At 45.8% G+C, this 23,370-nt stretch carries 18 protein-coding genes; 17 read left to right on the top strand and 1 reads right to left on the bottom strand.

Features of this window, described 5'->3' with window-relative positions; all coding sequences use genetic code 11:
• The first annotated feature begins 58 nt into the window (after positions 1-58).
• The 17 genes from rfbC to HMPREF9944_RS11995 all read left to right on the top strand — a co-directional run bounded on the left by rfbC (position 59) and on the right by HMPREF9944_RS11995 (position 21,179).
• Positions 59-607 carry a dTDP-4-dehydrorhamnose 3,5-epimerase gene (rfbC, locus tag HMPREF9944_RS11915; RefSeq protein ID WP_008566588.1) on the top strand — a complete coding sequence of 183 codons (549 nt, stop codon included), beginning with the start codon at positions 59-61 and terminating at the stop codon, positions 605-607.
• A complete protein-coding gene (locus HMPREF9944_RS11920) occupies positions 607-1,407 on the top strand; it encodes a DUF4738 domain-containing protein (RefSeq protein ID WP_008566590.1) in 801 nt (266 codons plus the stop codon). Before rfbC ends, HMPREF9944_RS11920 begins: the two co-directional genes overlap by 1 nt.
• 369 nt (positions 1,408-1,776) lie before the next feature.
• Entirely contained in the window at positions 1,777-2,127 is a 351-nt protein-coding gene (locus HMPREF9944_RS11925) for an NADH-quinone oxidoreductase subunit A (RefSeq protein WP_008566592.1), read from the top strand.
• The gene (locus HMPREF9944_RS11930; RefSeq protein WP_008566594.1) at positions 2,118-2,840 is read left to right on the top strand and encodes an NADH-quinone oxidoreductase subunit B; all 723 of its coding nucleotides are present in this window, start codon (positions 2,118-2,120) and stop codon (positions 2,838-2,840) included. The genes HMPREF9944_RS11925 and HMPREF9944_RS11930 overlap by 10 nt, the downstream gene beginning before the upstream one ends.
• 14 nt (positions 2,841-2,854) lie before the next feature.
• Positions 2,855-4,426: an NADH-quinone oxidoreductase subunit D-related protein gene (locus tag HMPREF9944_RS11935; protein ID WP_008566595.1), complete on the top strand. Its 1,572-nt coding sequence runs from the start codon at positions 2,855-2,857 to the stop codon at positions 4,424-4,426.
• A gap of 2 nt (positions 4,427-4,428) precedes the next feature.
• Positions 4,429-5,499, top strand: coding sequence for an NADH-quinone oxidoreductase subunit NuoH (gene nuoH / locus HMPREF9944_RS11940; RefSeq protein WP_004376589.1), 1,071 nt, complete (start codon positions 4,429-4,431; stop codon positions 5,497-5,499).
• Between the two features lie 35 nt (positions 5,500-5,534).
• Positions 5,535-6,068 (top strand): NuoI/complex I 23 kDa subunit family protein, encoded by a 534-nt coding sequence (locus tag HMPREF9944_RS11945; RefSeq protein WP_008566596.1) that lies wholly within the window; start codon positions 5,535-5,537, stop codon positions 6,066-6,068.
• Between the two features lie 6 nt (positions 6,069-6,074).
• Positions 6,075-6,596 (top strand): NADH-quinone oxidoreductase subunit J family protein, encoded by a 522-nt coding sequence (locus HMPREF9944_RS11950; RefSeq protein ID WP_008566597.1) that lies wholly within the window; start codon positions 6,075-6,077, stop codon positions 6,594-6,596.
• Complete coding sequence (gene nuoK, locus HMPREF9944_RS11955) at positions 6,593-6,904, top strand: NADH-quinone oxidoreductase subunit NuoK (protein WP_004372602.1); 312 nt, start codon at positions 6,593-6,595, stop codon at positions 6,902-6,904. Before HMPREF9944_RS11950 ends, nuoK begins: the two co-directional genes overlap by 4 nt.
• 5 nt (positions 6,905-6,909) lie before the next feature.
• On the top strand, positions 6,910-8,892 hold the full coding sequence (gene nuoL / locus HMPREF9944_RS11960) for an NADH-quinone oxidoreductase subunit L (protein WP_008566598.1): 1,983 nt from the start codon (positions 6,910-6,912) through the stop codon (positions 8,890-8,892).
• A 33-nt stretch (positions 8,893-8,925) separates the two neighbouring features.
• The gene (locus HMPREF9944_RS11965; RefSeq protein WP_008566600.1) at positions 8,926-10,428 is read left to right on the top strand and encodes a complex I subunit 4 family protein; all 1,503 of its coding nucleotides are present in this window, start codon (positions 8,926-8,928) and stop codon (positions 10,426-10,428) included.
• A 32-nt stretch (positions 10,429-10,460) separates the two neighbouring features.
• Positions 10,461-11,960 carry an NADH-quinone oxidoreductase subunit N gene (locus HMPREF9944_RS11970; protein ID WP_008566602.1) on the top strand — a complete coding sequence of 500 codons (1,500 nt, stop codon included), beginning with the start codon at positions 10,461-10,463 and terminating at the stop codon, positions 11,958-11,960.
• A 676-nt stretch (positions 11,961-12,636) separates the two neighbouring features.
• The gene (locus HMPREF9944_RS11975; RefSeq protein ID WP_008566604.1) at positions 12,637-13,923 is read left to right on the top strand and encodes a DUF3078 domain-containing protein; all 1,287 of its coding nucleotides are present in this window, start codon (positions 12,637-12,639) and stop codon (positions 13,921-13,923) included.
• Positions 13,924-13,992: 69 nt separating this feature from the next.
• The gene (locus HMPREF9944_RS11980; protein WP_008566605.1) at positions 13,993-15,600 is read left to right on the top strand and encodes a CTP synthase; all 1,608 of its coding nucleotides are present in this window, start codon (positions 13,993-13,995) and stop codon (positions 15,598-15,600) included.
• Positions 15,601-17,535: a membrane protein insertase YidC gene (gene yidC / locus HMPREF9944_RS11985; protein ID WP_008566606.1), complete on the top strand. Its 1,935-nt coding sequence runs from the start codon at positions 15,601-15,603 to the stop codon at positions 17,533-17,535.
• 75 nt (positions 17,536-17,610) lie between these two features.
• A complete protein-coding gene (locus HMPREF9944_RS11990; RefSeq protein WP_044113729.1) occupies positions 17,611-19,779 on the top strand; it encodes a S9 family peptidase in 2,169 nt (722 codons plus the stop codon).
• 29 nt (positions 19,780-19,808) lie between these two features.
• A complete protein-coding gene (locus HMPREF9944_RS11995) occupies positions 19,809-21,179 on the top strand; it encodes an MFS transporter (protein ID WP_008566608.1) in 1,371 nt (456 codons plus the stop codon).
• A 660-nt stretch (positions 21,180-21,839) separates the two neighbouring features.
• Here the strand turns inward: HMPREF9944_RS11995 and HMPREF9944_RS12000 are convergent.
• Entirely contained in the window at positions 21,840-23,366 is a 1,527-nt protein-coding gene (locus tag HMPREF9944_RS12000) for a calcineurin-like phosphoesterase C-terminal domain-containing protein (RefSeq protein WP_008566609.1), read from the bottom strand.
• Positions 23,367-23,370 lie beyond the last annotated feature (4 nt).

Raw genomic sequence — 23,370 nt, forward strand, 5'->3', positions numbered from 1 at the left:
CTATTGCAAGGTCTTATAAAAATAGTACCTTTGTGGCGTAAATAACAGTTAGTGAAAGATGGAATACATAAAGACAGCGATTGAAGGAGTTTTCATATTAAAGCCACATGTCTTTGATGATGCCCGAGGTTACTTCTTTGAGGTATGGAAGAAAGACGAATTTGAGCATCATATTGGTAAGATAGAATTCGTTCAGGACAATGAATCCAAGTCTTCCTATGGTGTGTTGCGCGGTCTGCATTACCAAAAAGGAGAGTATTCACAGGCAAAACTCGTCCGTGTCATCAAGGGAAAAGTGCTTGATGTCGCTGTGGATATTCGCAAGAGTAGCCCGACCTTTGGCAAATATGTCATGGTTGAGCTTTCGGGTGAGAACAAATATCAGTTCTTTATTCCACGCGGTTTCGCACATGGCTTTTTGGTTTTGAGCGACGAAGCCATCTTTACTTACAAGGTTGACAATGCTTATTCCCCTCAAAATGAGGCTTGCATACGTTGGAATGATGAAGATATCCATATAGAATGGCCTATAGACTCAAAGGATATACAGACGTCAGAGAAAGATTCTAAGGCTTCTGCGCTGAAAAATGCTGAACTGTTTGATTGATGAAAACCGGGACTTTACAATTCATAACATTGTTGCTGGGTGCCATCATAACAGTTGCATGCGGTAATAAGAGGTCAAACACTGACAGAACTCCATCAGAAGATTTGACTGCAAAGCAAATGTTGCAAGGCGTTTGGCTGAATGAGGGAGAGTATGATCCGGCCTTTCGTGTCGTAGGCGATACGATTTTCTATCCCGACACTACTTCTCAACCAGTTTACTTCCAGATATTCAAAGACACCCTCGTTCTGCACAGTGCCATTACGACCAAATATCTGATCGTGAAGCAGGCACCGCATCTCTTTGTCTTCAAAAACCAAAACGGAGACATCATCAGATATACGAAAACAGAGGACAAGTCTTATTTGACTTACTTCGAGGAGAAACGCCCCGTAGCCTTAAATCAGAACCGGCTTATCAAGCGCGATTCGGTAATCATCTATGGAAATGACCATTATCATTGGTACATACAGGTGAACCCGACCACCTACAAAGTGGCCAAACAAACATATAACGACGACGGCGTTGAGGTTGACAATGTTTACTATGACAATATCATACACTTGAGTCTCTACCGTGGTGCGACCCAACTCTATAGCCATGATTTTCGGAAAAATGATTTCAGGCATCAAGTTCCGCCCGAGGTGTTGGTCCAAAGCATTTTAAGCGATATTTTCTATACAAAGACTAACACCGATGGCTTCCATTTCAACGCCAGTGTCTGCGTGCCCGACAGTCCCACCAGCTATCAGATTACCATCATTGTCAGCTTTAATGGCAAGGTGAGACTCAAGGTTTGATGGGGCATCATCTTCATATTGAATTGCAACCGAATCTATTCCGTTTTCCAATTCCAGCCATATTGCACGGTAAACTCAGCCATTTCACTGTGCAATATAGCTGATATTGAGCAGTAAAATGGCTGATTTCGCACGCTAAAATGGCCGAGATGGCGAAACTCATGGCTCAAATCCCGTCCACAATAATCTTAGTCACGCTTCATTGGGTAACCGAGTTTTCCTCGGCTTTTCCATAAGGTTTTTCGCTGGAACTATTTTTTTTGTGAAGAAAGCGTAATTATTCTGATATTATTGTTAACTTTGCATCGCTTTAGGCGGATTAGCTCTCTGCTGTAAATGAAGCAAATAATTAATAACGTTATAAAATTTATGTATTTTACTTTATTCATTACCGTTTTGATAACGGCTGTGGTTTTGGTGGTGGCAGCTTATGTCATTGCTAAACTCATCGGCCCACGTTCATACAATCCGGTAAAGGGTGAGCCTTTTGAATGTGGTATTCCGACGCATGGCAGCTCCTGGCTTCCTATGCATGTGGGGTATTATCTGTTTACCATCCTCTTCCTGATGTTTGACATAGAGACCGTGTTTCTCTATCCATGGGCTGTAGTCGTTAAGCAATTTGGTTCATTGGCCTTGATAAGCATTGGCTTCTTCTTGGTTGTTTTAGTTTTAGGCCTTGCTTATGCATGGCGGAAAGGAGCGTTGGAATGGAAGTAAGAAAACCGCACATCAAGAGTATTCCCTATGATGAATTCAAGGATAATGACTCTCTTGAGAAGATTACCCAAGAACTGAATGAAGGCGGTGTCAACGTTATTGTCGGTTCGCTTGACCAGGCAATCAACTGGGGACGCAGCAACTCACTGTGGTCTTTGACTTTCGGAACGTCATGCTGTGGCATTGAGTTCATGGCCGTGGGCTGTGCCCGTTATGACTTTTCACGTTTCGGTTTCGAGGTCACCCGTAACTCCCCACGTCAAGCCGACCTTATTATGTGTGCCGGAACGATAACCAATAAGATGGCTCCTGTGTTCAAACGCCTCTATGATGAGATTGCCGAGCCGAAGTATGTTGTGGCTGTTGGTGGCTGTACGATCAGTGGAGGCCCATTCAAGAAGAGCTACAATGTTGTTCGTGGTATTGACCAACTGGTGCCTGTTGATGTCTATATCCCCGGTTGCCCTCCGCGTCCGGAGGCTATCCTCTATGGTATGATGCAGTTACAGCGCAAGGTAAAGGTGGAGAAGTTCTTTGGTGGCGCTAATCATAAGATGACCGACGAGGAGCGTGAGCTGTCTATGTCGAAGGGTGGTTTGCGTGGATTGAGCAATGAAACGATTACTGCTGCCGAGAAACTTGGAAAGAAACCGCCTATCATCGTAACGGATGTGCCCGCTGATTTCGATCCCGAAAAAGGTCTAACAGATTAATAAGGTAAAAGAAGATGAAATTAAATAACATAGAACTTCAATTCGATGACTTTGCCACAGAGATGACAAAGTTGAAGAACGAAAAGCATTTCGACTATCTTGTTACCATTATTGGTGAAGACTTTGGTGAGGAAGGCTTGGGCTGTATCTATATTCTTGAGAACACAGAAAGCCATGAGCGCTGCTCGGTCAGAACGATTGCAAAGCAGATAGGCGAGGAATATGTCATTCCAACCACGATTAATCTGTGGAATGCTGCCAACTTGCTTGAGCGTGAAGTGTTTGATTTCTTGGGCATCAAGTTCCTTGGTCATCCTGACATGCGCCGTCTGTTCATGCGTAATGACTTTAAGGGCTATCCGCTCCGCAAGGATTTTGACGCGAGTCCTGAAGCCAACATGTTCCCGACAACCGATGAACCAGAGAGTGATTTTACTACGGAATGGAACCTCGACAAGCAGGGAAACTTGGTTGCAACCCAGCATCGCATGTTTGATGAAGACGACTTCATCGTGAACTTGGGCCCTAACCACCCGAGTATGCACGGTGTGCTTCGCTTGCAGACCGTACTCGATGGTGAAACCGTGAAACACATCTATCCTCATTTGGGATATATTCATCGTGGTATGGAGAAGATGTGTGAAAGCATGACTTATCCACAGACATTGGCTTTCACCGACCGTCTGAACTATCTTTGTGCCATGATGCACCGTCATGCCTTGGTGGGCGTTATTGAGGAAGGTATGGGCATAGAGCTTTCAGACCGCATTCAGTATATCCGCACCATCATGGATGAACTTCAGCGTATTGACAACCACTTGCTGTTCCTTGGCACCTGTGCACAGGACTTGAGTGCGCTGACCGCATTCCTTTATTGTATGCGCGACCGTGAGCATGTGCTGAATGTCATGGAGGAAACTACGGGTGGACGTCTCATTCAGAACTACTATCGTATTGGCGGTTTGCAGGATGATATCGACCCGAACTTTGTTCAGAACGTGAAGACACTCTGCAAATATCTGCGTCCGATGGTTCAGGAATACCTCGATGTCTTTGGGGATAATGTCATCACACATCAGCGTCTTGAAGGTATTGGGCCGATGAATCTTGAAGATTGTATCAATTATGCCGTGACAGGTCCGGCCGGACGTGCTGCCGGTTGGCATAACGATGTGCGTAAAAATCATCCTTATGCCATGTATGGCAAGGTTGACTTTGAGGAGGTTACAATGACTGGAGCCGACTCAATGGCACGCTATATGGTTCATATCAAGGAGATTTATCAGAGTCTGAATATTATTGAACAATTGATAGACAACATTCCTGAGGGTGAATTCTATATCAAGCAGAAACCTATTATCAAGGTGCCCGAAGGCCAGTGGTTCTTCTCTGTTGAGGGTGGAGCCGGTGAGTTTGGCGTATATCTTGACTCACGTGGCGACAAGAGTCCTTACCGTCTGAAGATGCGTCCGATGGGCCTGACCCTTACAGGTGCATTCGACAAGATGCTGAAGGGGCAGAAGTTGGCCGACCTTGTGGCTACAGGTGCTGCAATTGATTTCGTTATACCAGATATTGATAGATAATTATGTATGATTTTAGTATAGTAACAAGATGGATTGACAGTCTTCTCCGTCACACGTTGAATCTTGGAGATTTCTGGTCGATTTTGATAGAGTGTGTACTGGTAGGCATCTGCATTCTCACAGCCTATGCACTGATTGCTATCGTGCTAATCTTCATGGAACGTAAGGTTTGCGCCTACTTCCAGTGTCGTCTTGGCCCGATGCGTGTTGGCCCTTGGGGTATCTTCCAAGTGTTTGCTGACGTATTGAAGATGTTGATTAAGGAAATCTTTGCTGTTGATAAGGCAGACAAGATGCTTTATTACATTGCTCCTTTCTTGGTTATCATTGCATCTGTCGGCACATTTTCTTTCCTTCCTTGGAATAAAGGTGCTGCTGTGCTCGACTTCAATGTTGGCGTTTTCCTGCTGACAGCAATTTCGAGTATTGGCATTCTTGGTGTCTTCTTGGCAGGTTGGGGCAGTAACAACAAGTATTCTGTAGTCAGTGCCATGCGTGGTGCAGTTCAGATGATATCCTATGAAATGTCATTATGTCTGTGCCTTATCAGTGCAGTTGTCTTGACAGGTACCATGCAGATTGGTGGTATTGTGGAAGCACAGCATGGGGCATGGCTTATATTCCAGACCCCAGTTACATGGCTTGCTTTTTTGGTGTTCCTCGTTGCAGGCAATGCCGAGGCTAACCGTGGCCCATTTGACTTGGCAGAGGCTGAGAGTGAGTTGACAGCCGGTTATCATACAGAGTATTCCGGTATGGGTTTCGGTTTCTATTATCTGGCTGAATACTTGAACCTGTTTGTTATCTCGGGTATTGCTGCTACAGTGTTCTTGGGAGGCTGGATGCCTTTGCATGTAGCCGGTCTTGACGGTTTCAATGCCGTGATGGATTTCATTCCTGGTATCATCTGGTTCTTTGTAAAGACGTTTGCTATTGTGTGGATTCTGATGTGGATTCGCTGGACATTCCCTCGTCTTCGTATTGACCAGATATTGAAATTGGAATGGAAGTATCTCATGCCATTGATGCTTGTCATTCTGACTTTGACAACCGTTTGGGTTGCCTTGGTTTAATTCTTTCATGAAATTGATTAAGGAATTTAATTAAAATGGAAAATAACAAATCATATTTCGGTGAAATAGGTGCTGCACTGAAGACACTTGGAACAGGTCTGAAGGTGACGATGAAGGAATACTTCACGCCGAAGACCACGGAGCAGTATCCTGAAAACCGCAAGACAACCCTGCATGTTGCAAAGCGTCATCGTGGCCGTCTTGTCTTCTTGCGTGATGAAGATGAGAACTATAAATGCACGGCGTGTACCATGTGTGAGAAAGCTTGCCCTAATGATACGATCAAGATTGTAGCCCATTTGGAGGAGAACCCAGAAACGGGTCGCAAGAAGAAACAACTTGATGACTACCAGTATGACCTTGGTGACTGCATGTTCTGTCAGCTTTGTGTCAATGCTTGTAACTTCGGAGCTATTGAGTTCGTGAATGATTTCGAGAACTCTGTATTCGATCGTGATAAGTTGGTTTATCATCTCGACAAGGAAGTATATAAAGGTGGTAGCCTTCCCAATCTGATTGATGGTGGTGCACCATTAACAATCGGTAAGTTTAATACTAAAACCAAGTAATAGATTATGGCAAATTTAGTTATGTTTTGCATTTTAGCTGTAGTCATTCTTGGTTCAGCTATCATGTGTGTTCTGACCAAACGCATCATGCGCTCAGCAACATTCCTGCTGTTCGTGTTGTTTGGTGTTGCAGGAATTTATTTCCTTCTTGACTATACGTTCTTAGGTGCTGCACAGATTTCTGTCTATGCCGGTGGTATCACGATGATGTATATCTTCGCCATTCAGCTTGTGTCTAAGCGTACGTTGCAAGGTCTTGTTGAGCGTTTCAAGGGCAGCCGTGTTGTCAATGGAATTCTCTTGAGTATTGTAGGTCTTGTGACGGTAGGTTTAGTTCTTATTAAAAACAATTTTTATCATGCTGCGGTACAGGCTATCAGCACAGAGGTTCCAATGGAACAGATTGGTACAGCGCTTCTCGGAAGCGACAAGTATCAATATGTGTTGCCTTTCGAATTCATTTCACTGTTCCTGTTGGCATGTATCATTGGTGGTATTATGATTGCAAGAAAGGAGGATAACAAATGAATATCCCTGTAGAATGTTATCTCGTGCTCAGCACACTTTTGTTCTTCATTGGTGTCTTTGGCTTTGTTACGCGTCGCAACTTGGTTGCCATGCTTATTTCTGTTGAGCTTGTGTTGAACTCTGTAGACTTGAACTTTGCAGTTTTCAACCGTCTCCTTTTCCCCGGACAGCTTGAAGGTTTCTTCTTCACCTTGTTCTCTATAGGAGTCAGTGCGGCAGAGACGGCAGTGGCACTTGCTATTATTATTAATGTTTACCGTAACTACCATAGTGATCAGGTGAACAGTATTGAAAACATGAAATTCTAAAAGAGATGGAATACAGTTATGCATTTTTAATACTTCTTCTGCCTTTCCTGAGCTTCTTGGTTCTGGGACTCTTGGGCATGAAGATGAAGAAGCAGGTAGCTGGTCTTATCGGTACAATCATGTTGGGCAGCCTTTTTGCAATGTCTGTCTATACAGCCTATGAGTATTTCTTTGTCATCGGACGGGATGCTGCCACAGGCATGTACCCGACAGTTACGGTTTTCAATTTTACCTGGTTGAAGTTTACTGAACTGCTTACTTTCAATATTGGATTTCGCCTGACACCTATCAGTGTGATGATGTTGATTGTGATTACGACGGTAAGTTTCATGGTTCACATCTATTCTTTCGGTTATATGGCCGAGCGTGACGAGCATTATAAGTTTGAGGAATACGAACATGGTTTCCAGCGTTTCTATGCTTATCTGTCACTCTTCACAATGAGTATGCTGGGCTTGGTCGTTGCTACAAATATCTTCCAGATGTATATGTTCTGGGAGCTTGTGGGCGTTTGTTCTTACCTCTTGATTGGTTTCTATTATCCAAAGCATGCGGCTGTGCATGCCTCTAAGAAGGCTTTCATAGTTACTCGCTTTGCCGATTTGTTCTTCCTCATTGGTATTTTGTTCTTCAGTTTCTATGTTGGCACGTTCAACTACGACCTGAATGCAAATCCTGAACTGATTGGTAAGCTTGCAAGTGTGGCTAAAGAATATGCTTGGGTGCTTCCAACAGCCTTGTTCCTGATGTTCATTGGTGGTGCAGGTAAGAGTGCTATGTTCCCACTTCATATCTGGTTGCCAGATGCAATGGAAGGCCCAACACCTGTTTCTGCACTTATCCATGCTGCAACTATGGTTGTTGCCGGTGTTTATCAGGTAGCAAGTCTCTTCCCAATCTGGGTAGAATATGCCCCCGAACAACTTCACTGGGTAGCTTATATAGCTGCTTTCACCGCTTTCTATGCCGCAGCTGTTGCTTGTGCACAGCGCGATATCAAGCGTGGTTTGGCCTTCTCAACGATTTCTCAGATTGCCTATATGCTTGTTGCATTAGGCGTTTGCTATGCTGTTGACAACCATGATGGTGGTCTTGGCTATATGGCAAGTATGTTCCACTTGTTCACACATGCCATGTTCAAGGCTCTCTTGTTCCTTTGCTCCGGTGCTATCATTGTGATTATCGGAAGCAACTTCAAGGAATATATGGGTGGACTCCACAAGTATATGCCTATCACGAATGCCTGTTTCCTCATTGGTTGTATAGCAATCGGTGGTGTATGGCCGTTCGCAGGTTTCTTCTCAAAGGACGAAATTGTATCTGCTTGCTTTGAGTTCTCTCCATTCCTTGGCTGGTTTATGACCCTTGTTTCAGGGATGACTGCATTCTATATGTTCCGTCTCTACTATGTTATTTTCTGGGGAAAGAGCTATTATGAACTCGATCCAGAGCACCGCAAGCGTCCTGCAGAGGTACCTTTCGTAATGTGGGGGCCATTGGTGTTTCTTGCTGTTATCTCAATTTTTGTAGGTTGGATTCCATTCGGACACTTCGTTTCAGCAACAGGCCATTCAATGGAAATCGGTTTGCAACATTTTGAATTCTCAAGTGTAGCATGGTACAGTCTCTTGGCAGCAGCCATTGGTATTGGATTGGCTACATGGATGTATCTCCCCAAGCACAACCCTGTTCCTAATATGTTGCAGAAGAAGATGCCACATCTTCACAAGGCAGCGCTCAACCGCTTCTATATTGATGATGCATGGCAGTTCTTTACGCATAAGATTGTGTTCAATTGTTTCTCTAAACCAATTGCATGGTTCGATCGTCAGGTGATTGACGGTACGTTCAACTTCATGGCATGGGGTGCTCAGGAGGCTGGTGAGACCATTCGTCCTTGGCAGAGTGGCGATGTCCGTTCATACGCTTCATGGTTCCTTACAGGTACCATTGCATTGACACTGATCTTGCTTTGTATTTTCAGCTAATGAATCATGAACATGAATAAAGACAAGTAAAAAATGAATATATTAACATTATTTGTAGTAATTCCAGTCCTGATGCTTATTGGTCTTTGGCTTTCAAAGAACGATAATCAGGTTCGTGGCGTGATGGTTGTCGGTGCTACTGCATTGCTTGGCCTTTCTATTTGGCTCACTATCACATTTATTCAGATGCGTAATGCCGGCAACACCGATTTGATGTTGTTTACCTATAGCGTTCCTTGGTTTGCTCCATTGAATATAGCCTACAGTGTGGGTGTAGACGGTATCTCTGTAGTGATGATACTTTTGTCTGCCGTTATCGTTTTCACGGGAACTTTCGCATCATGGCAACTTGAACCGATGAAGAAAGAATACTTCCTTTGGTTTGTTCTTTTGAGCATTGGTGTGTTCGGTTTCTTTATTTCGACCGACCTTTTCACCATGTTTATGTTCTATGAGGTAGCCTTGATACCAATGTATCTCCTTATCGGTGTATGGGGAACAGGGCCTAAGGAGTATGCCGCCATGAAGCTTACGTTGATGCTCATGGGAGGTAGTGCGTTGTTGGTTATCGGTATTCTTGGCATCTACTACTTCAGTGGTGCCACCACAATGAATATCAATGGGATTGCAGCTCTGCATAATATTCCTGTATCTGTTCAGAAAGTTTTCTTCCCATTCATCTTCATTGGTTTCGGTGTGTTGGGTGCTTTGTTCCCATTCCATACATGGTCACCTGACGGTCATGCATCGGCACCGACGGCAGTTTCCATGCTTCATGCCGGTGTATTGATGAAACTTGGTGGTTATGGTTGTTTCCGTATAGCCATGTATTTGCTTCCAGAAGCAGCACAGGAACTCTCTTGGATATTCCTTATCCTTACCACCTGTTCCGTGGTTTATGGTGCACTTTCAGCTTGTGTACAGACCGATTTGAAGTATATCAATGCTTATTCGTCAGTTTCCCACTGTGGTATGGTGCTCTTTGCACTTTGCATGATGACTCAGACTGCTATCACGGGAGCTGTTCTTCAGATGCTTTCTCATGGTTTGATGACGGCATTGTTCTTTGCCTGCATCGGTATGATTTATCACCGTGCCGGCACACGTGACGTTCGCTATCTCGGCGGATTGATGAAAGTTTTGCCTTTCCTCTCCGTGGCTTATGTTGTGGCAGGTCTTGCCAATCTCGGTCTGCCAGGCTTCTCCGGCTTCGTTGCAGAGATGACCATTTTCGTTGGTTCATTCCAGAATGGCGATATGTTCCATCGTGTCTGCACCATCATTGCATGTTCTTCAATCGTGGTAACAGCGGTTTATATCCTGCGCGTTGTTGGTAAGATTCTTTTCCAGAAGGTTGCCAATCCCAAGTTCTTCGAACTTCATGATGCTACATGGGACGAGCGTTTTGCTATTGGAGGTCTGATTTTCTGTGTTGCAGGTCTGGGTATGTTCCCTCTCTGGGCAAACAATATCATCAGCGATTCTGTTGGTCCTATCATCAATCATATCCTTGGTACAACCGTTGCTGCACTGTAATGTAGATTATAAATGATAAAGAATAAAGATTTATGATGAATATAGATTATAGTCAATTTCTAAGCATGATACCTGAAGTGACCCTCGTGGCACTTCTGGTTATCATCTTCATTGCAGACTTTGCGACCGCTCAGCGTGTTGTTTTGCCTAATGCCGAAAGCAAGGCTGTATCGCCACGTGCGTGGTTCAATCCATTGGTTTGCTTGTTGATGACCGTGCATATTGTCATCAATATTTTCCCTGTAACTGCAGCAACAGCCTTTGGTGGCATGTATTATACTACGCCTGCTATCGGGATTATCAAGACCATTCTTGCCTTGGGTGCACTCATAGTGCTCATCCAAAGTCGTGAATGGCTGTCTCGTCCCGACACACAGTTTAAGGAAGGCGAGTTCTATATGCTGATGATTTCGACCTTGCTGGGTATGAACATGATGGTCAGCGCTAACCACTTCCTATTGTTCTTCCTCGGTCTTGAAATGGCTTCTGTGCCAATGGCATGTCTCGTGGGACTTGACAAATACCGTCACAATTCAGCAGAAGCAGCTGCAAAGTTCATCTTGACAGCAACCTTCTCAAGTGGAGTGATGCTCTTTGGTATTTCATTCCTCTATGGTGCTATGGGTACTCTCTATTTCGATGACCTTGCCATGAAGATGCAGGCAACACCGCTTACAGTCTTGGGTATGGTGTTCTTCTTCAGTGGATTGGGGTTCAAGTTGTCTTTGGTTCCTTTCCATTTCTGGACAGCCGACACCTATCAGGGTGCTCCTACAACTGTCACCGGCTATCTTTCTGTTGTCAGTAAGGGTGCTGCAGCCTTTGCGTTGTGCGCCATTCTGATGAAAGTGTTTGCCCCGATGGTTGAATATTGGCAGTATCTTCTGTTCATAGTCATCGTGCTTTCTATCACGATTGCCAACCTCTTTGCCATTCGCCAGCGTGACTTGAAGCGCTTCATGGCCTTCAGTTCTATTTCTCAGGCGGGTTATATCGTGTTGGCACTTATCGGCAATTCTGCTATGAGCTTCACGGCTTTGAGTTTCTATGTGCTTATTTATGTTGCTGCTAACATGGCCGTTTTCTCGGTTATCAGCAGCGTTGAAGAGCATAATAACGGCGTAGTTGACATGGAGGGCTACAATGGTCTTTACAAAACCAATCCCCGTTTGGCTTTCCTGATGACGCTTGCACTGTTCTCCCTGGGTGGTATTCCTCCATTTGCAGGTATGTTCAGCAAGTTCTTCGTATTCATGGCCGCTGTGAAAGGAGCATCAATCAGCACGACAGCCGGCGCACTTGCCTATACAGTCGTATTCATTGCGTTGGTCAACACTGTAGTGAGTCTCTACTACTATCTGCTGATTGTCAAGGCGATGTATATCAAGCACAACGAAAATCCACTGTCAACCTTCAAGAGTGCTTCAAGCACTAAGCTGGCTTTGGCTATCTGCACAGCAGGCATTCTCCTCTTTGGTGTATGCAGTATGGTGTATGAATGGATTGACAGTGCGACCATGGCATCTCTATAATTAGTCGCCCCTTAAAAAGGAGTATAATTACTTATAAATCCCTGAAATAACCCCTTTTTAAAGGGCACGACTAATTACTTGATTATACCCGACAAACATTTTCCGCATATAAAATTAAAGGGCTAAAATCCTCGTTTGGATTTCAGCCCTTTTTGTTACTTTTATTTTTTGTTTCGACAACAAAACATCTTCAACATACACGAAAGTACGCATTTTAGCGGGAAAAACCAAAATTCCATACGGATGGAAATAAAGTTTTATCCGTATGAAACTACAGTTTCATGCGAATGGAAATAAAGTTTCATACGGTTGGAAATAAATTTGCATACGGGAGAAAAAATATTTTCATACGTATTAAAATAAATTTGTATACGTATTAAAATAAATTTATATACGTATTAAAATAAATTTATATACGGTTGCAAATTTATGGGAATACGGGAAGAAATTTTGGGGCATACGGAAGGAGATAAATTTTCTCCCGCAAGGAAATAAATTTCTTTGCGGGAGAAAAAATATTTTCATACGGGAAGAAATAAATTTATATACGGGAAGAAATAAATTCATTATCGGACAGCAATAAAAAAACAATTTGGCAAAGCATCAGCCTGAGCGATACTTTTCCAGACCTCATCTTTGGTTATTTTCTATTTTTGCATTACCTTTGCCAAAGATTATGAAACAGTTAAAGACTACCCTTACAGCTATTTTTGTATGTGCAACAGGCGTCACGTCGCAAGCGCAACTCCTAAAGATGTTCCCTGCAAACAGAACGCTTAGTATCACCGAGCAATATACCGACAGTTTGAAAGCTGTGCAATTGCGCCTTGCCGGAGAAACTTTCGACAGTACGCCGACGCTTAAAAGCAGCTATGCCCCACTCTTCTTGCCGCCAACATTCTACAAGGGAGTGAGTCGTAGGGCCTTCACTTTCGATGTAGTCGACACTACGGCACGCACTACATTGATTGACCACGCATTGCTCAATATCTATCTTTCCCGTCCGGACCTCGTCAAAAACACGGAAAGCCGGCTTGAAGCAGTCGGTCCGGTGCGCGAGGTGCACAAAGCCATCAAACCCACCGTCCGCCAACTTCCGGTGAATACGATTTCTGAAACGGTCGTCCCTACCCCTCAACCCGACGACTACGGCATCAAAATCTACAAGCCTCGCTTCTGGAGTTACGCAGGAGATTATTATCTTCAATTCATTCAGAACTTTGTATCGGGCAATTGGTATAAAGGTGGCGAGAGTAACTATAGTATGGTAGGTGCAGTGACCATGCAAGCTAACTACAATAATAAGCAGAAAGTGAAATGGGATAATAAGCTTGAGATGAAATTAGGCTTGCAGACTTCGCGCAGTGACGACTTACACAAGCTCAAAACGAGCGAGGATTTGCTGCGCTACACGGGTAAGCTGGGCTTTCAAGCCACGAAGAGATGGTACTATACCGTGCAACTCATTGTCAATACCCAGTTCATGCGAGGCTATAAGAACAACGATCCCCTTGTCTACAGTGATTTCCTTAGTCCGGTCAACACTAACCTCTCTGTTGGTATGGATTACAATGTGTCATGGTTCGACAAGCGTCTCACGGGCACTATTCACCTTGCTCCGGCAGCCTATAACTTCAGATACGTCGGACGATTGGGACTGAGTAAACGTTACGGACTCGGCGAAGGAGAGCATACACTGCACGATCTCGGTTCGGAATGTACGCTTGACTTGGCTTGGAACTTCAGTGAAATGATCAGATGGAAGACCCGACTCTACGGCTACACCACTTATCGACGCGGTGAGATTGAATGGGAGAATACGCTCGTCTTCCGCTTCAATCGCTATATCAGCAGCAACATCTTCATCTATCCTCGCTTTGACGATGGCGTTTCTCCCGACGACCACTACGGTTATTGGCAAATCAAAGAGTATGCAAGCCTTGGCTTTTCTTATTCTTTCTGATGGAAACGCTTGTCGATTTCGCAAAAAAAAGGTAAATTTGCACGTCGAATACATAAAAACAAAAGAATTGTGGCTGAAACAAAGTATATCTTCGTCACCGGCGGCGTAGTCTCCTCACTGGGAAAAGGAATTATAAGTGCCTCCATCGGTAAGCTTCTGCAGGCCAGAGGCTACAATATAACCATTCAAAAGTTCGATCCCTACATCAATATCGACCCCGGAACGCTCAATCCCTATGAACACGGTGAGTGCTATGTCACTGTTGATGGTATGGAAACCGACCTTGACTTGGGACATTATGAGCGCTTCACCGGCATTCAAACCACCAAAGCTAATAGCATGACGACTGGCCGCATCTATAAGGCTGTCATAGACAAAGAGCGTCGTGGAGATTATTTGGGAAAAACCATCCAAGTAGTGCCCCATATCACCGATGAAATTAAGCGCAACATCAAACTTCTCGGGCAGAAATACCACTACGATTTCGTTATCACTGAAATCGGAGGTACCATCGGCGACATTGAGAGTGCACCCTTTATGGAGGCCATACGTCAGATGAAATGGGAATTGGGAAAGCGTGCCATCAATATTCATCTGACTTACGTACCATATCTCAAGGCAGCCGGAGAACTCAAAACAAAGCCTACACAACATAGTGTCAAGGAACTACAGAGCATAGGTATTCAACCTGATATTCTTGTTTTGCGCACAGAAAAGAATTTGAATGATGCCATTAGAAAGAAAGTTGCGGCGTTCTGCAATGTAGACTTCGATTGCGTGGTACAAAGCGAGGATTTGCCATCGATTTATGAAGTACCCGTAAACATGCAGAACCAAAGACTCGACGAAGCTATCCTGCGTAAAGTGGGTGAGCCTATTGGTAAAACTCCGACACTGGGTCCATGGAAAGAATTCATAGAACGTAGGAAGCATGCCAAAGAAACCCTTAATATAGGGTTGGTGGGAAAATACGATTTACAAGACGCTTACAAGAGTATCCGCGAAAGTCTGTCCCACGCCGGCACCTACAACGACCATAAGGTCAATATTAGCTTCATCAATTCCGAAGCGATAACCGAAGCTAACGTGGCCGACAAGCTGGCCGGTCAAGACGGTATCATGATTTGTCCGGGCTTCGGACAGCGGGGAATAGAGGGAAAAGTGATTGCAGCTCACTATACCCGCACGCATGATATACCCACCTTCGGTATTTGTTTAGGTATGCAAATGATGGTTGTTGAGTTTGCACGCAATGTACTAGGCTATGCTGATGCCAACAGTCGAGAGATGGATGAGAAGACGTCCCACAACGTTATCGACATCATGGAAGAACAGAAGAACATCTCCAACATGGGTGGAACTATGCGTTTGGGAGCTTATGAATGCGTACTGAAACAGGGAAGTCGGGTTTTCGATATTTATAAGAAAGAAAATATTCAAGAACGCCACCGTCATCGCTATGAGTTCAATAATGAATACCAAGCTGAATTTGAAAAGCATGGCATGAAATGCGTGGGCAAGAACCCGGAGAGCGATTTGGTTGAGATTGTTGAAATCCCAAGCCTGAGGTGGTATATCGGTACACAATATCATCCGGAATATCAATCTACCGTCCTCAAACCTCATCCTTTGTTTGTGGACTTTGTGAAAACAACAATAGCAAATAAGAAAAAATAAATGGATAAGAACAACATCATCGGATTTCTGCTCATTGCGGTTGTCCTGATAGGCTTTAGTTGGTATAACCAACCTTCAGCCGAAGAACAACGTGCCGCCTTTGTGCAGGACTCTATTGCACAGAGTAAAAAAAGTCTATCGGAGAATGCAACTCGAATAGCACAGCAACAAAGACAACAAGCAGCAAGACAAAAGGTATTGGAAGATACGACTTCCTTATTCCATAACGCACTGACAGGAAATGTTCGGAGGATCGTGCTAAAAAACAAAAGGGTTGAATTGACATTCAGCACCAAGGGAGCAACCGTAGAAAAAGCTATCATTAAAGGATATGTTGGCCATAATATAAAAGTCAAAAATGGCGCGGCTGACCAAAAGAACGTTACACTTTTTGATGAGACGAATCAAAGCCTGAGCTACATATTCAGCACAAAAGAAGCCAATATCAATACGGCTGACCTCTATTTCGAGCCCTCTAATATAACCGACTCCACCATAACTTTTACAGCCAAGGCTGGTGAAGGGCAGACCTTAACAATGAAATATCTATTGGGTAGCGACTATTTGCTCCGCATGCAGATGAGCGTACAAGGAATGGCTGGACTTTTTGCTCCAAGTATGCAGACTATTGACGTAGATTGGAAAGACAAGGTACGTCAACAGGAAAGAGGATTCTCTTTTGAAAACCGATATGCTACGCTCACTTATCATAAGACCGAAGGCGGAACGGATTATCTCAATGAAGGAAAAGAAGTCATTGATGAGGCTATCAAGGATAAGACAGACTGGGTAGCTTTCAAGAACCAGTTCTTCAGTGCTGTGATGATTTCCGGTTCGGGCTTTCAGGAGAATGCTCTGATGACCTCTATCCCCCAATCGAAGGCAAGCGGCTATCTAAAGGAGTATCAAGCTAAACTCAAAACATCTTTCGATCCGACGGGTAAGCAGGCTTCTGAATTTGAATTTTATTATGGTCCCAACGACTTCCGCCTTTTGCAGAAGATGGAGAAAGAAAGTCATTTCGGAAAAGACCTGCAGTTACAACGCCTTGTTTATCTAGGCTGGCCACTCTTCCGCATCATCAATCGATGGTTTACCCTCTACGTGTTTGACTTCCTCACAGGGATGAATATCAATATGGGTATCGTCCTCATCTTAATTACTCTTCTCCTAAAGCTTCTCACTTACCCAATGGTAAAGAAGAGCTATATGAGCAGTGCCAAGATGCGTGTACTGAAACCGAAACTTGATGAAGCTACGAAACAGTTTGACAAGCCCGAAGATCAAATGCAGAAACAACAAGCCATGATGGCCGAATATGCCAAATATGGCGTGAGTCCGCTCTCGGGTTGTCTGCCCACACTCATTCAGGCACCCATTTGGATTGCGATGTTCAACTTCGTTCCAAATGCCATTCAACTACGTGGTGAGAGCTTCCTATGGATAAATGACCTCAGTACCTATGACCCGGTTTGGGAGTGGAGCCACAATATCTGGCTCATTGGCGATCACTTGAGTCTGACATGTATCCTCTTCTGTGTCGCCAACGTGCTCTACACCGTGATGACCATGCGTCAGCAGAAAGACCAAATGGTAGGACAGCAAGCAGATCAGATGAAGATGATGCAATGGATGATGTTCCTGATGCCCGTGATGTTCTTCTTCATGTTCAACGACTATAGCGCCGGTCTGAACTTCTATTATTTCGTTAGCCTCTTTTTCAGTGCTGCCATCATGTGGACACTCCGCAAAACAACCAACGACAAAAAGCTACTTGCACTGCTTGAGAAACGTTATCAGGAGAACAAGGCTAATCCAAAGAAGCAAAGCGGACTGGCTGCTCGCTTGCAAGCTATCCAAGAAATACAAAAGAAGCAGCAAGAAGAGTTGCACCGTAAACAAGAAGAATTGAATAAAAAGAAGCGAGGACTCTAACAAACAGACAACCACAGATTCGCCAAAAGGCTATGCCCTACAATTGACGAGTCTGTGTTTTTTCAGTTGTATACAATGAATAAAAGTATTGTTATTGCGATGATGGCAGGACTACTGACCACTTCGCCTAAAACGAATGCACAAGCGATGATAGGCCCCAACAAATTGAACCTCCAATCCGACCTGATGACACCGGAAGCATTATGGGGCATGGGACGTATCGGTGCCTCGTCTGCTTCTCCCGATGGCAAACAGATTGTATATCAAGTATCCTATTATAGTGTTGAACAAAACAAGAGCCACACGATGCTCTTTGTCCAAAATATCAATGGCAAGAATAGGGTTCAACTTACACAAGATACTAAAAACGAAAGTGATGCTGTTTGGATAGAAGGCGGACGGAAGATTGCTTTCTTGCGTGGTGGCGAAATATGGACAATGACCCCCGAGGGTAAGGACCGCAGACAGCTTACGAAAACAAAAGGGAGTATAGAAGGCTTTGTTTTCTCACCCGACGGTAGTAAAGTGATCATGATTAAAAGTATTCCCTATCATGGGACCATCAGAGAGACCCCTACCGACCTACCGAAAGCAACAGGAAGGCTCATCACCGATATGAACTACCGTCATTGGGATCATTATGTAGAGACCATAGCTCACCCTTTTGTGGCCAATGTTACGCCGGATGGCATAAGCAATGAAAAAGACATCATGGCTGGAGAACCTTATGAATCCCCTGTGGCTCCGTTCGGAGGTATAGGACAGATGGCTTGGAGCACAGACTCTAAGCGGATAGCCTATACCAGTCGCAAGAAAGAAGGGCTGCTATATGCAATCTCCACAGACACGGACATCTATCTTTATGACCTTACAACCGGCAAAACCGTCAATCTCTGCAAGCCTGCAGACTATACCGCCCCTCAAGTCGATGCAACCAAGACGATGAGAAATCAGCAGGTCAACTTGCAAAAGGGAGATATGCAAGTGGGCTATGACGTTAATCCGAAGTTCTCACCCGACGGCAGGTTCATTGCATGGCAGAGTATGGCGCACGACGGCTATGAGAGCGATCTCAACAGGCTTTGCATTATGGAACTGAGCACAGGCAAGAAGCAATACCTCGTCAACAAAAACAATTTCGACAGCAACGTTGATGATTATGTATGGGCCAACGACAGCAAGTGTGTTTATTTCCTCGGTTGTTGGCATGCCTGCGTAAATGTCTATCAGGCAATGCTCGACGGCAAAGTGCTGCAACTCACAGACGGCTGGTATGATTATGGAAGCATCAAACCGTTGGGGAATACCAAGAACCTGCTTGTCTCTCGCCACTCGATGCTTCAGCCCGACGATCTCTACCTGCTCACGCTTTCGAAGACTGAGAAGAAGAGCAAGCTCGTGCCGCTGACTTTTGAGAACGAACACATTCTCGACCAGTTGGCCATGCCCAAACTGCAACAGCGTTGGGTGAAAACAACTGACGGGAAAGAGGAATTGGTTTGGATTGTCCTGCCTCCTCACTTTGATGCCAACAAGAAGTACCCTACCCTACTCTTCTGCGAAGGCGGTCCGCAAAGCCCCGTCAGTCAGTTCTGGAGCTATCGCTGGAACTTCTTCATCATGGCTGCTCACGGTTATGTCGTCGTGGCACCCAACCGCCGTGGGCTTCCCGGCTTCGGTAGCGAATGGAACGAAACTGTCAGCGGCGACTGGACGGGGCAATGCATGGACGACTACCTGAGTGCCATCGACGACGCGGCAAACAATCTTCCTTTCGTAGACAAAGACCGACTGGGATGCATCGGTGCAAGTTTCGGCGGCTTTTCCGTCTACTATCTTGCGGGACATCACAACAAGCGTTTCAAGGCATTCATCGCTCACGACGGTGCTTTCAACCTTGAAAGCATGTACACCGACACCGAGGAAGCATGGTTCAGCAATTGGGAATACGACGACGCCTATTGGAACAAAGACCGGTCAGAGCGGGCCAAAAAAACCTACGAGAACAGTCCGCATCGCTTTGTCGACAAATGGGACACGCCTATCCTCGTCATTCACGGCGAGAAAGACTATCGCATCAACGCCAACCAAGGCATGGGTGCTTTCAACGCGGCACGAATGCGGGGCATTCCCGCAGAGCTGCTGCTCTTCCCCGACGAGAACCATTGGGTATTGAAGCCACAAAACGGTATCCTGTGGCAGCGCACCTTCTTCAATTGGCTTGACAAGTGGTTGAAACAATAACGCTAATATAAATAAGAACTCAAAAGAATATGACAGCACTCATAAGAAAAAAACTAAGCGACAGTGCCGGAGCACGCTGGACAGCGCTCATCATCGTAGCCTTCACCATGATGATGGGCTATTTCATCACCGACGTAATGTCGCCGCTCGAAGTCTTGCTCGAAACCCCGAAAGCACAAGGCGGCCTCGGTTGGACGTCGAGCGACTACGGCTTCTTTGCCGGCAGCTACGGACTCATCAACGTGTTCCTCCTCATGCTCTTCTTCGGCGGACTCATCTTGGACAAGATGGGCATTCGCTTCACCGGCGTGATGGCCAGCGGACTGATGGTGGTCGGCGTCTTCATCAAGTATATCGGCGTTTCCACCGACTTCGGCGATAAGATGTTCACGCTCGGCTTCATCGACTTCTCCCTACCCATGTCAGCCGCCGTGGCCTCATTGGGTTATGCCATCTTCGGTGTAGGCTGTGAGATTTGCGGTATCACCATCTCGAAGGTCATCACCAAATGGTTCACGGGCCACGAGTTGGCGCTTGCCATGGGCGTACAAGTAGGCCTTGCACGATTGGGCACCACGGCCGCCATGGCCGGTTCGCTGCCTTTTGCCAAGGCTTTCGGCAACCAAGTAAGCGCATCGGTGCTGTTAGGCATGGTGCTGCTGATTATCGGTTTCCTTGCTTTCATCGTCTACACCGTGATGGACAAGAAACTCGACGCATCAGCAGAGGCTATGACACAGGAGGACAAGACTGCCGAAGACGAAGGTTTCCACCTGTCAGACCTGCGGCTCATCTTCACCAATCCCGGCTTCTGGTGCATCACCCTACTCTGCCTGATGTTCTACAGCGGCGTGTTTCCCTTCCTGAAGTTCGCCACTAAGCTGATGGTCGATAACTACGGCGTGTCCGAGAGCTTCGCAGGCTCCTTGCCCGGCACCATACCCCTCGGCACCATCGGGCTCACCCCGCTCTTCGGCATCATCTACGACCGCATCGGCAAGGGCGCAACCCTCATGATTATCGGAAGCGTGATACTTACCCTCGTGCACTTCATCTTCATGCTCCACGTGCTACCCGTCAGTTGGTTTGCCGTCGTCATGATGATTGTCCTCGGCATCGCCTTCTCACTGGTTCCGTCAGCCATGTGGCCCAGTGTTCCGAAGATTATCCCGCTGAAATACCTCGGCTCGGCCTATGCCATCATCTTCTATATCCAGAACATCGGCCTGAGCCTTATCCCAATGGCCATCGGCCGCATCAACAAAGCCGACCCCACGTTCGTCGGCATGGAGACATTCTTCACATGCTGCGGCATAGCGGCCATCATCATCGCCGTCGTCCTGCTTGCCATCGACAAGAAGAAAGGCTACGGACTGCAACAGGCCAACGTGAAAAAGTGACAGTATCTCCCTTTGGGAACCTCTACTTAAGGTCCTCGACAACTTCAAGTATAAGTTGTCGAGGACTTTAAGTATAAGTCCTTCGGGACTCTAAGTATAAGTTGTCAAGGACTCTAAGTATAAGTCCTATCCGACTCCTTATATAAGTCCAATCGGACTTCCAATAGAAGTCCAATCCTACTTCCAATAGAAGTCCTGTCCTACCTCCAATGGAAGTCCAATCGCATTCCCAATGGGAAGGCAATCGCATTCCCAATAGGAAGGCAATCGTATTCCCAATGGGAAGGCAATCGCATTCCCAATGGGAAGACAATCGTGTTCCCAATAGGAAGACGACAGTCTTCCCAATAGGCATTCAAATGATTGTTCTATACGTGAATTCGGTTAAAGAAACTGCTTCAACCGAATTCACGTAATTTATATACGGGAGGAAATAAATTTCTTTGCGGGAGAAAAAATATTTTCTTGCGGGAGAAAATTCACGGGCATACGGGAGGAAATCTTACGGCATACGGGAAGAAATAATATGCATCATCTATCAAGCCTGCAAGCTAATTCTTCCTCCCAAAACACTGATTCTAATCCTCAAAAAGAGAGGCAGCGTGAGGCAAGCCCGTAAAGCACTTCCGCCCTCCTTTCGGAAGGGCTGGAGCGTGGGTTTCACTTGTGAGCCGACTCGAGGTCCTCCGTAAACTCGGTTTGCTCGTAACGGTTTCCGTAGTTGTCGGTGGCTACGACACGCACTTTGGCTCCCGGTTTCTTGAGTTTATAGACAAAGTCGTGAGTGGTCAGCGGACTGTAGTTGTTGGGGTTGCGCCCGAGAACACCAATGTGATAGGCCCGCGCCCATGCGTCGCGATTGAAGTAGTCTGCAAACGAAGAGATCATCTCTCCGCTATAGGCATCGTCTTCAAACACTTCAACCTTCCAGTTTGTGTCGTAGTTCCAAACGTTGGCTACAATGTAGTCGGCCGACAATTCGTAACCGAAGGAACCGTGGTCCCCTCCCCACGAGCCCGTGCCATGGTGAAGACGGATTTGGAAACTCCTCTCGTATCCGGTGCTCTTGTAGTAGTTGTTCACCACCTTGGTTCCTTTTATCTCGTAGACTTGATACCCGTTAGGAGTGCCCTCGCCACAGATGTTGGAGTGCCACCACGCTCCGCAAGCTGCGCCATGTATGCGCTCGGCGAAACGATAAGGCTGTGTGCCGTGGAAGTTCTCTTGGTAGTGCGTATGGCCGGAGAGCAGCAGCAAGTTGGCGTAGCCTTCGAGTAGCTTCATCATCGCAGTGCGGTTCCTGTTGTTCGTCTGTCGCCAAGGTATATGGTAGAAGACAACGATCATCTTGTCTTTCGATATATACTTCAAATCGCTTTCCATCCAGGCCAAGACATCGTCGGTGATGCCTCCCTTATAGTCCTTGGTAGAGTTGTAAAGGATATTGTCAAGGCAGATAAAGTGGACGTCGCCCCGATTGAATGAATAGTTGAGGGGACCGAAGTTATCGCGGAAGTTCTTCGTTACCTCGTCTCCGGTTTTTCCCGTCTGCTTGTCGTGGTTGCCGATGGTCACGAAGAAAGGCATTGACGTAGATTGCAGGAGCACCCTCATGGAATTGGTAAGCTCCTGATGCTTTTCGTCAACAATGTCGCCGAGGCATAGCCCGTAGATGGGAAGTTTGCTGTTCGCGATGGTTTGCCTGACATCGGGCATCGTCTCCGATTTGAATCGCTCTACGTCACGATTGCTCTTCACCTGAGGGTCGGCCATGACAAGCAGGTTAAAGTGGGTCTCGTCACCATTGAGACGGGTAAGTTTGAAGTCGTAGCGTTTCTCTGCCGGTTTGAGAGGCTTGTAGAATGCCGTTGTACTGGCCTTGTAATCCTTCGGAACCGAATAGTTCACATAGAGTGCTCCGCTCCGGCGTTTCATCTGATACCATCCCTTGGTGTCGGTTGCTACACTTTGATAGCCGTCGCTCACTACGACATCGGGCACTCCTTGTCCGCGGTCGTCGGTAATCTGTCCATAGAGGTCGTTTCCGGCTTTGGGTTTGAAAGACTCAGCCCCTCCGCCGGGAGTGGCGGGCGATGGCGTGTCGCTGCCCGAACCGCACGAAGCAACAGGGAAAGTCAGCATGAACAGCACTGACAGTGAAAGGATATTCTTTAGTTTTGTTTTCATATGC

The organism is Segatella maculosa OT 289 (genome assembly GCF_000243015.1).
Lineage (GTDB): Bacteria > Bacteroidota > Bacteroidia > Bacteroidales > Bacteroidaceae > Prevotella > Prevotella maculosa.

What these genes read in the sequence shown, in the direction of transcription:
- rfbC (WP_008566588.1), top strand. Translation starts at nt 59, where the DNA reads ATGGAATACATAAAGACAGCGATTGAAGGAGTTTTCATATTAAAGCCA.
- HMPREF9944_RS11920 (WP_008566590.1), top strand. Translation starts at nt 607, where the DNA reads ATGAAAACCGGGACTTTACAATTCATAACATTGTTGCTGGGTGCCATC.
- HMPREF9944_RS11925 (WP_008566592.1), top strand. Translation starts at nt 1,777, where the DNA reads ATGTATTTTACTTTATTCATTACCGTTTTGATAACGGCTGTGGTTTTG.
- HMPREF9944_RS11930 (WP_008566594.1), top strand. Translation starts at nt 2,118, where the DNA reads ATGGAAGTAAGAAAACCGCACATCAAGAGTATTCCCTATGATGAATTC.
- HMPREF9944_RS11935 (WP_008566595.1), top strand. Translation starts at nt 2,855, where the DNA reads ATGAAATTAAATAACATAGAACTTCAATTCGATGACTTTGCCACAGAG.
- nuoH (WP_004376589.1), top strand. Translation starts at nt 4,429, where the DNA reads ATGTATGATTTTAGTATAGTAACAAGATGGATTGACAGTCTTCTCCGT.
- HMPREF9944_RS11945 (WP_008566596.1), top strand. Translation starts at nt 5,535, where the DNA reads ATGGAAAATAACAAATCATATTTCGGTGAAATAGGTGCTGCACTGAAG.
- HMPREF9944_RS11950 (WP_008566597.1), top strand. Translation starts at nt 6,075, where the DNA reads ATGGCAAATTTAGTTATGTTTTGCATTTTAGCTGTAGTCATTCTTGGT.
- nuoK (WP_004372602.1), top strand. Translation starts at nt 6,593, where the DNA reads ATGAATATCCCTGTAGAATGTTATCTCGTGCTCAGCACACTTTTGTTC.
- nuoL (WP_008566598.1), top strand. Translation starts at nt 6,910, where the DNA reads ATGGAATACAGTTATGCATTTTTAATACTTCTTCTGCCTTTCCTGAGC.
- HMPREF9944_RS11965 (WP_008566600.1), top strand. Translation starts at nt 8,926, where the DNA reads ATGAATATATTAACATTATTTGTAGTAATTCCAGTCCTGATGCTTATT.
- HMPREF9944_RS11970 (WP_008566602.1), top strand. Translation starts at nt 10,461, where the DNA reads ATGATGAATATAGATTATAGTCAATTTCTAAGCATGATACCTGAAGTG.
- HMPREF9944_RS11975 (WP_008566604.1), top strand. Translation starts at nt 12,637, where the DNA reads ATGAAACAGTTAAAGACTACCCTTACAGCTATTTTTGTATGTGCAACA.
- yidC (WP_008566606.1), top strand. Translation starts at nt 15,601, where the DNA reads ATGGATAAGAACAACATCATCGGATTTCTGCTCATTGCGGTTGTCCTG.
- HMPREF9944_RS11990 (WP_044113729.1), top strand. Translation starts at nt 17,611, where the DNA reads ATGAATAAAAGTATTGTTATTGCGATGATGGCAGGACTACTGACCACT.
- HMPREF9944_RS11995 (WP_008566608.1), top strand. Translation starts at nt 19,809, where the DNA reads ATGACAGCACTCATAAGAAAAAAACTAAGCGACAGTGCCGGAGCACGC.
- HMPREF9944_RS12000 (WP_008566609.1), bottom strand. Translation starts at nt 23,366, where the DNA reads ATGAAAACAAAACTAAAGAATATCCTTTCACTGTCAGTGCTGTTCATG.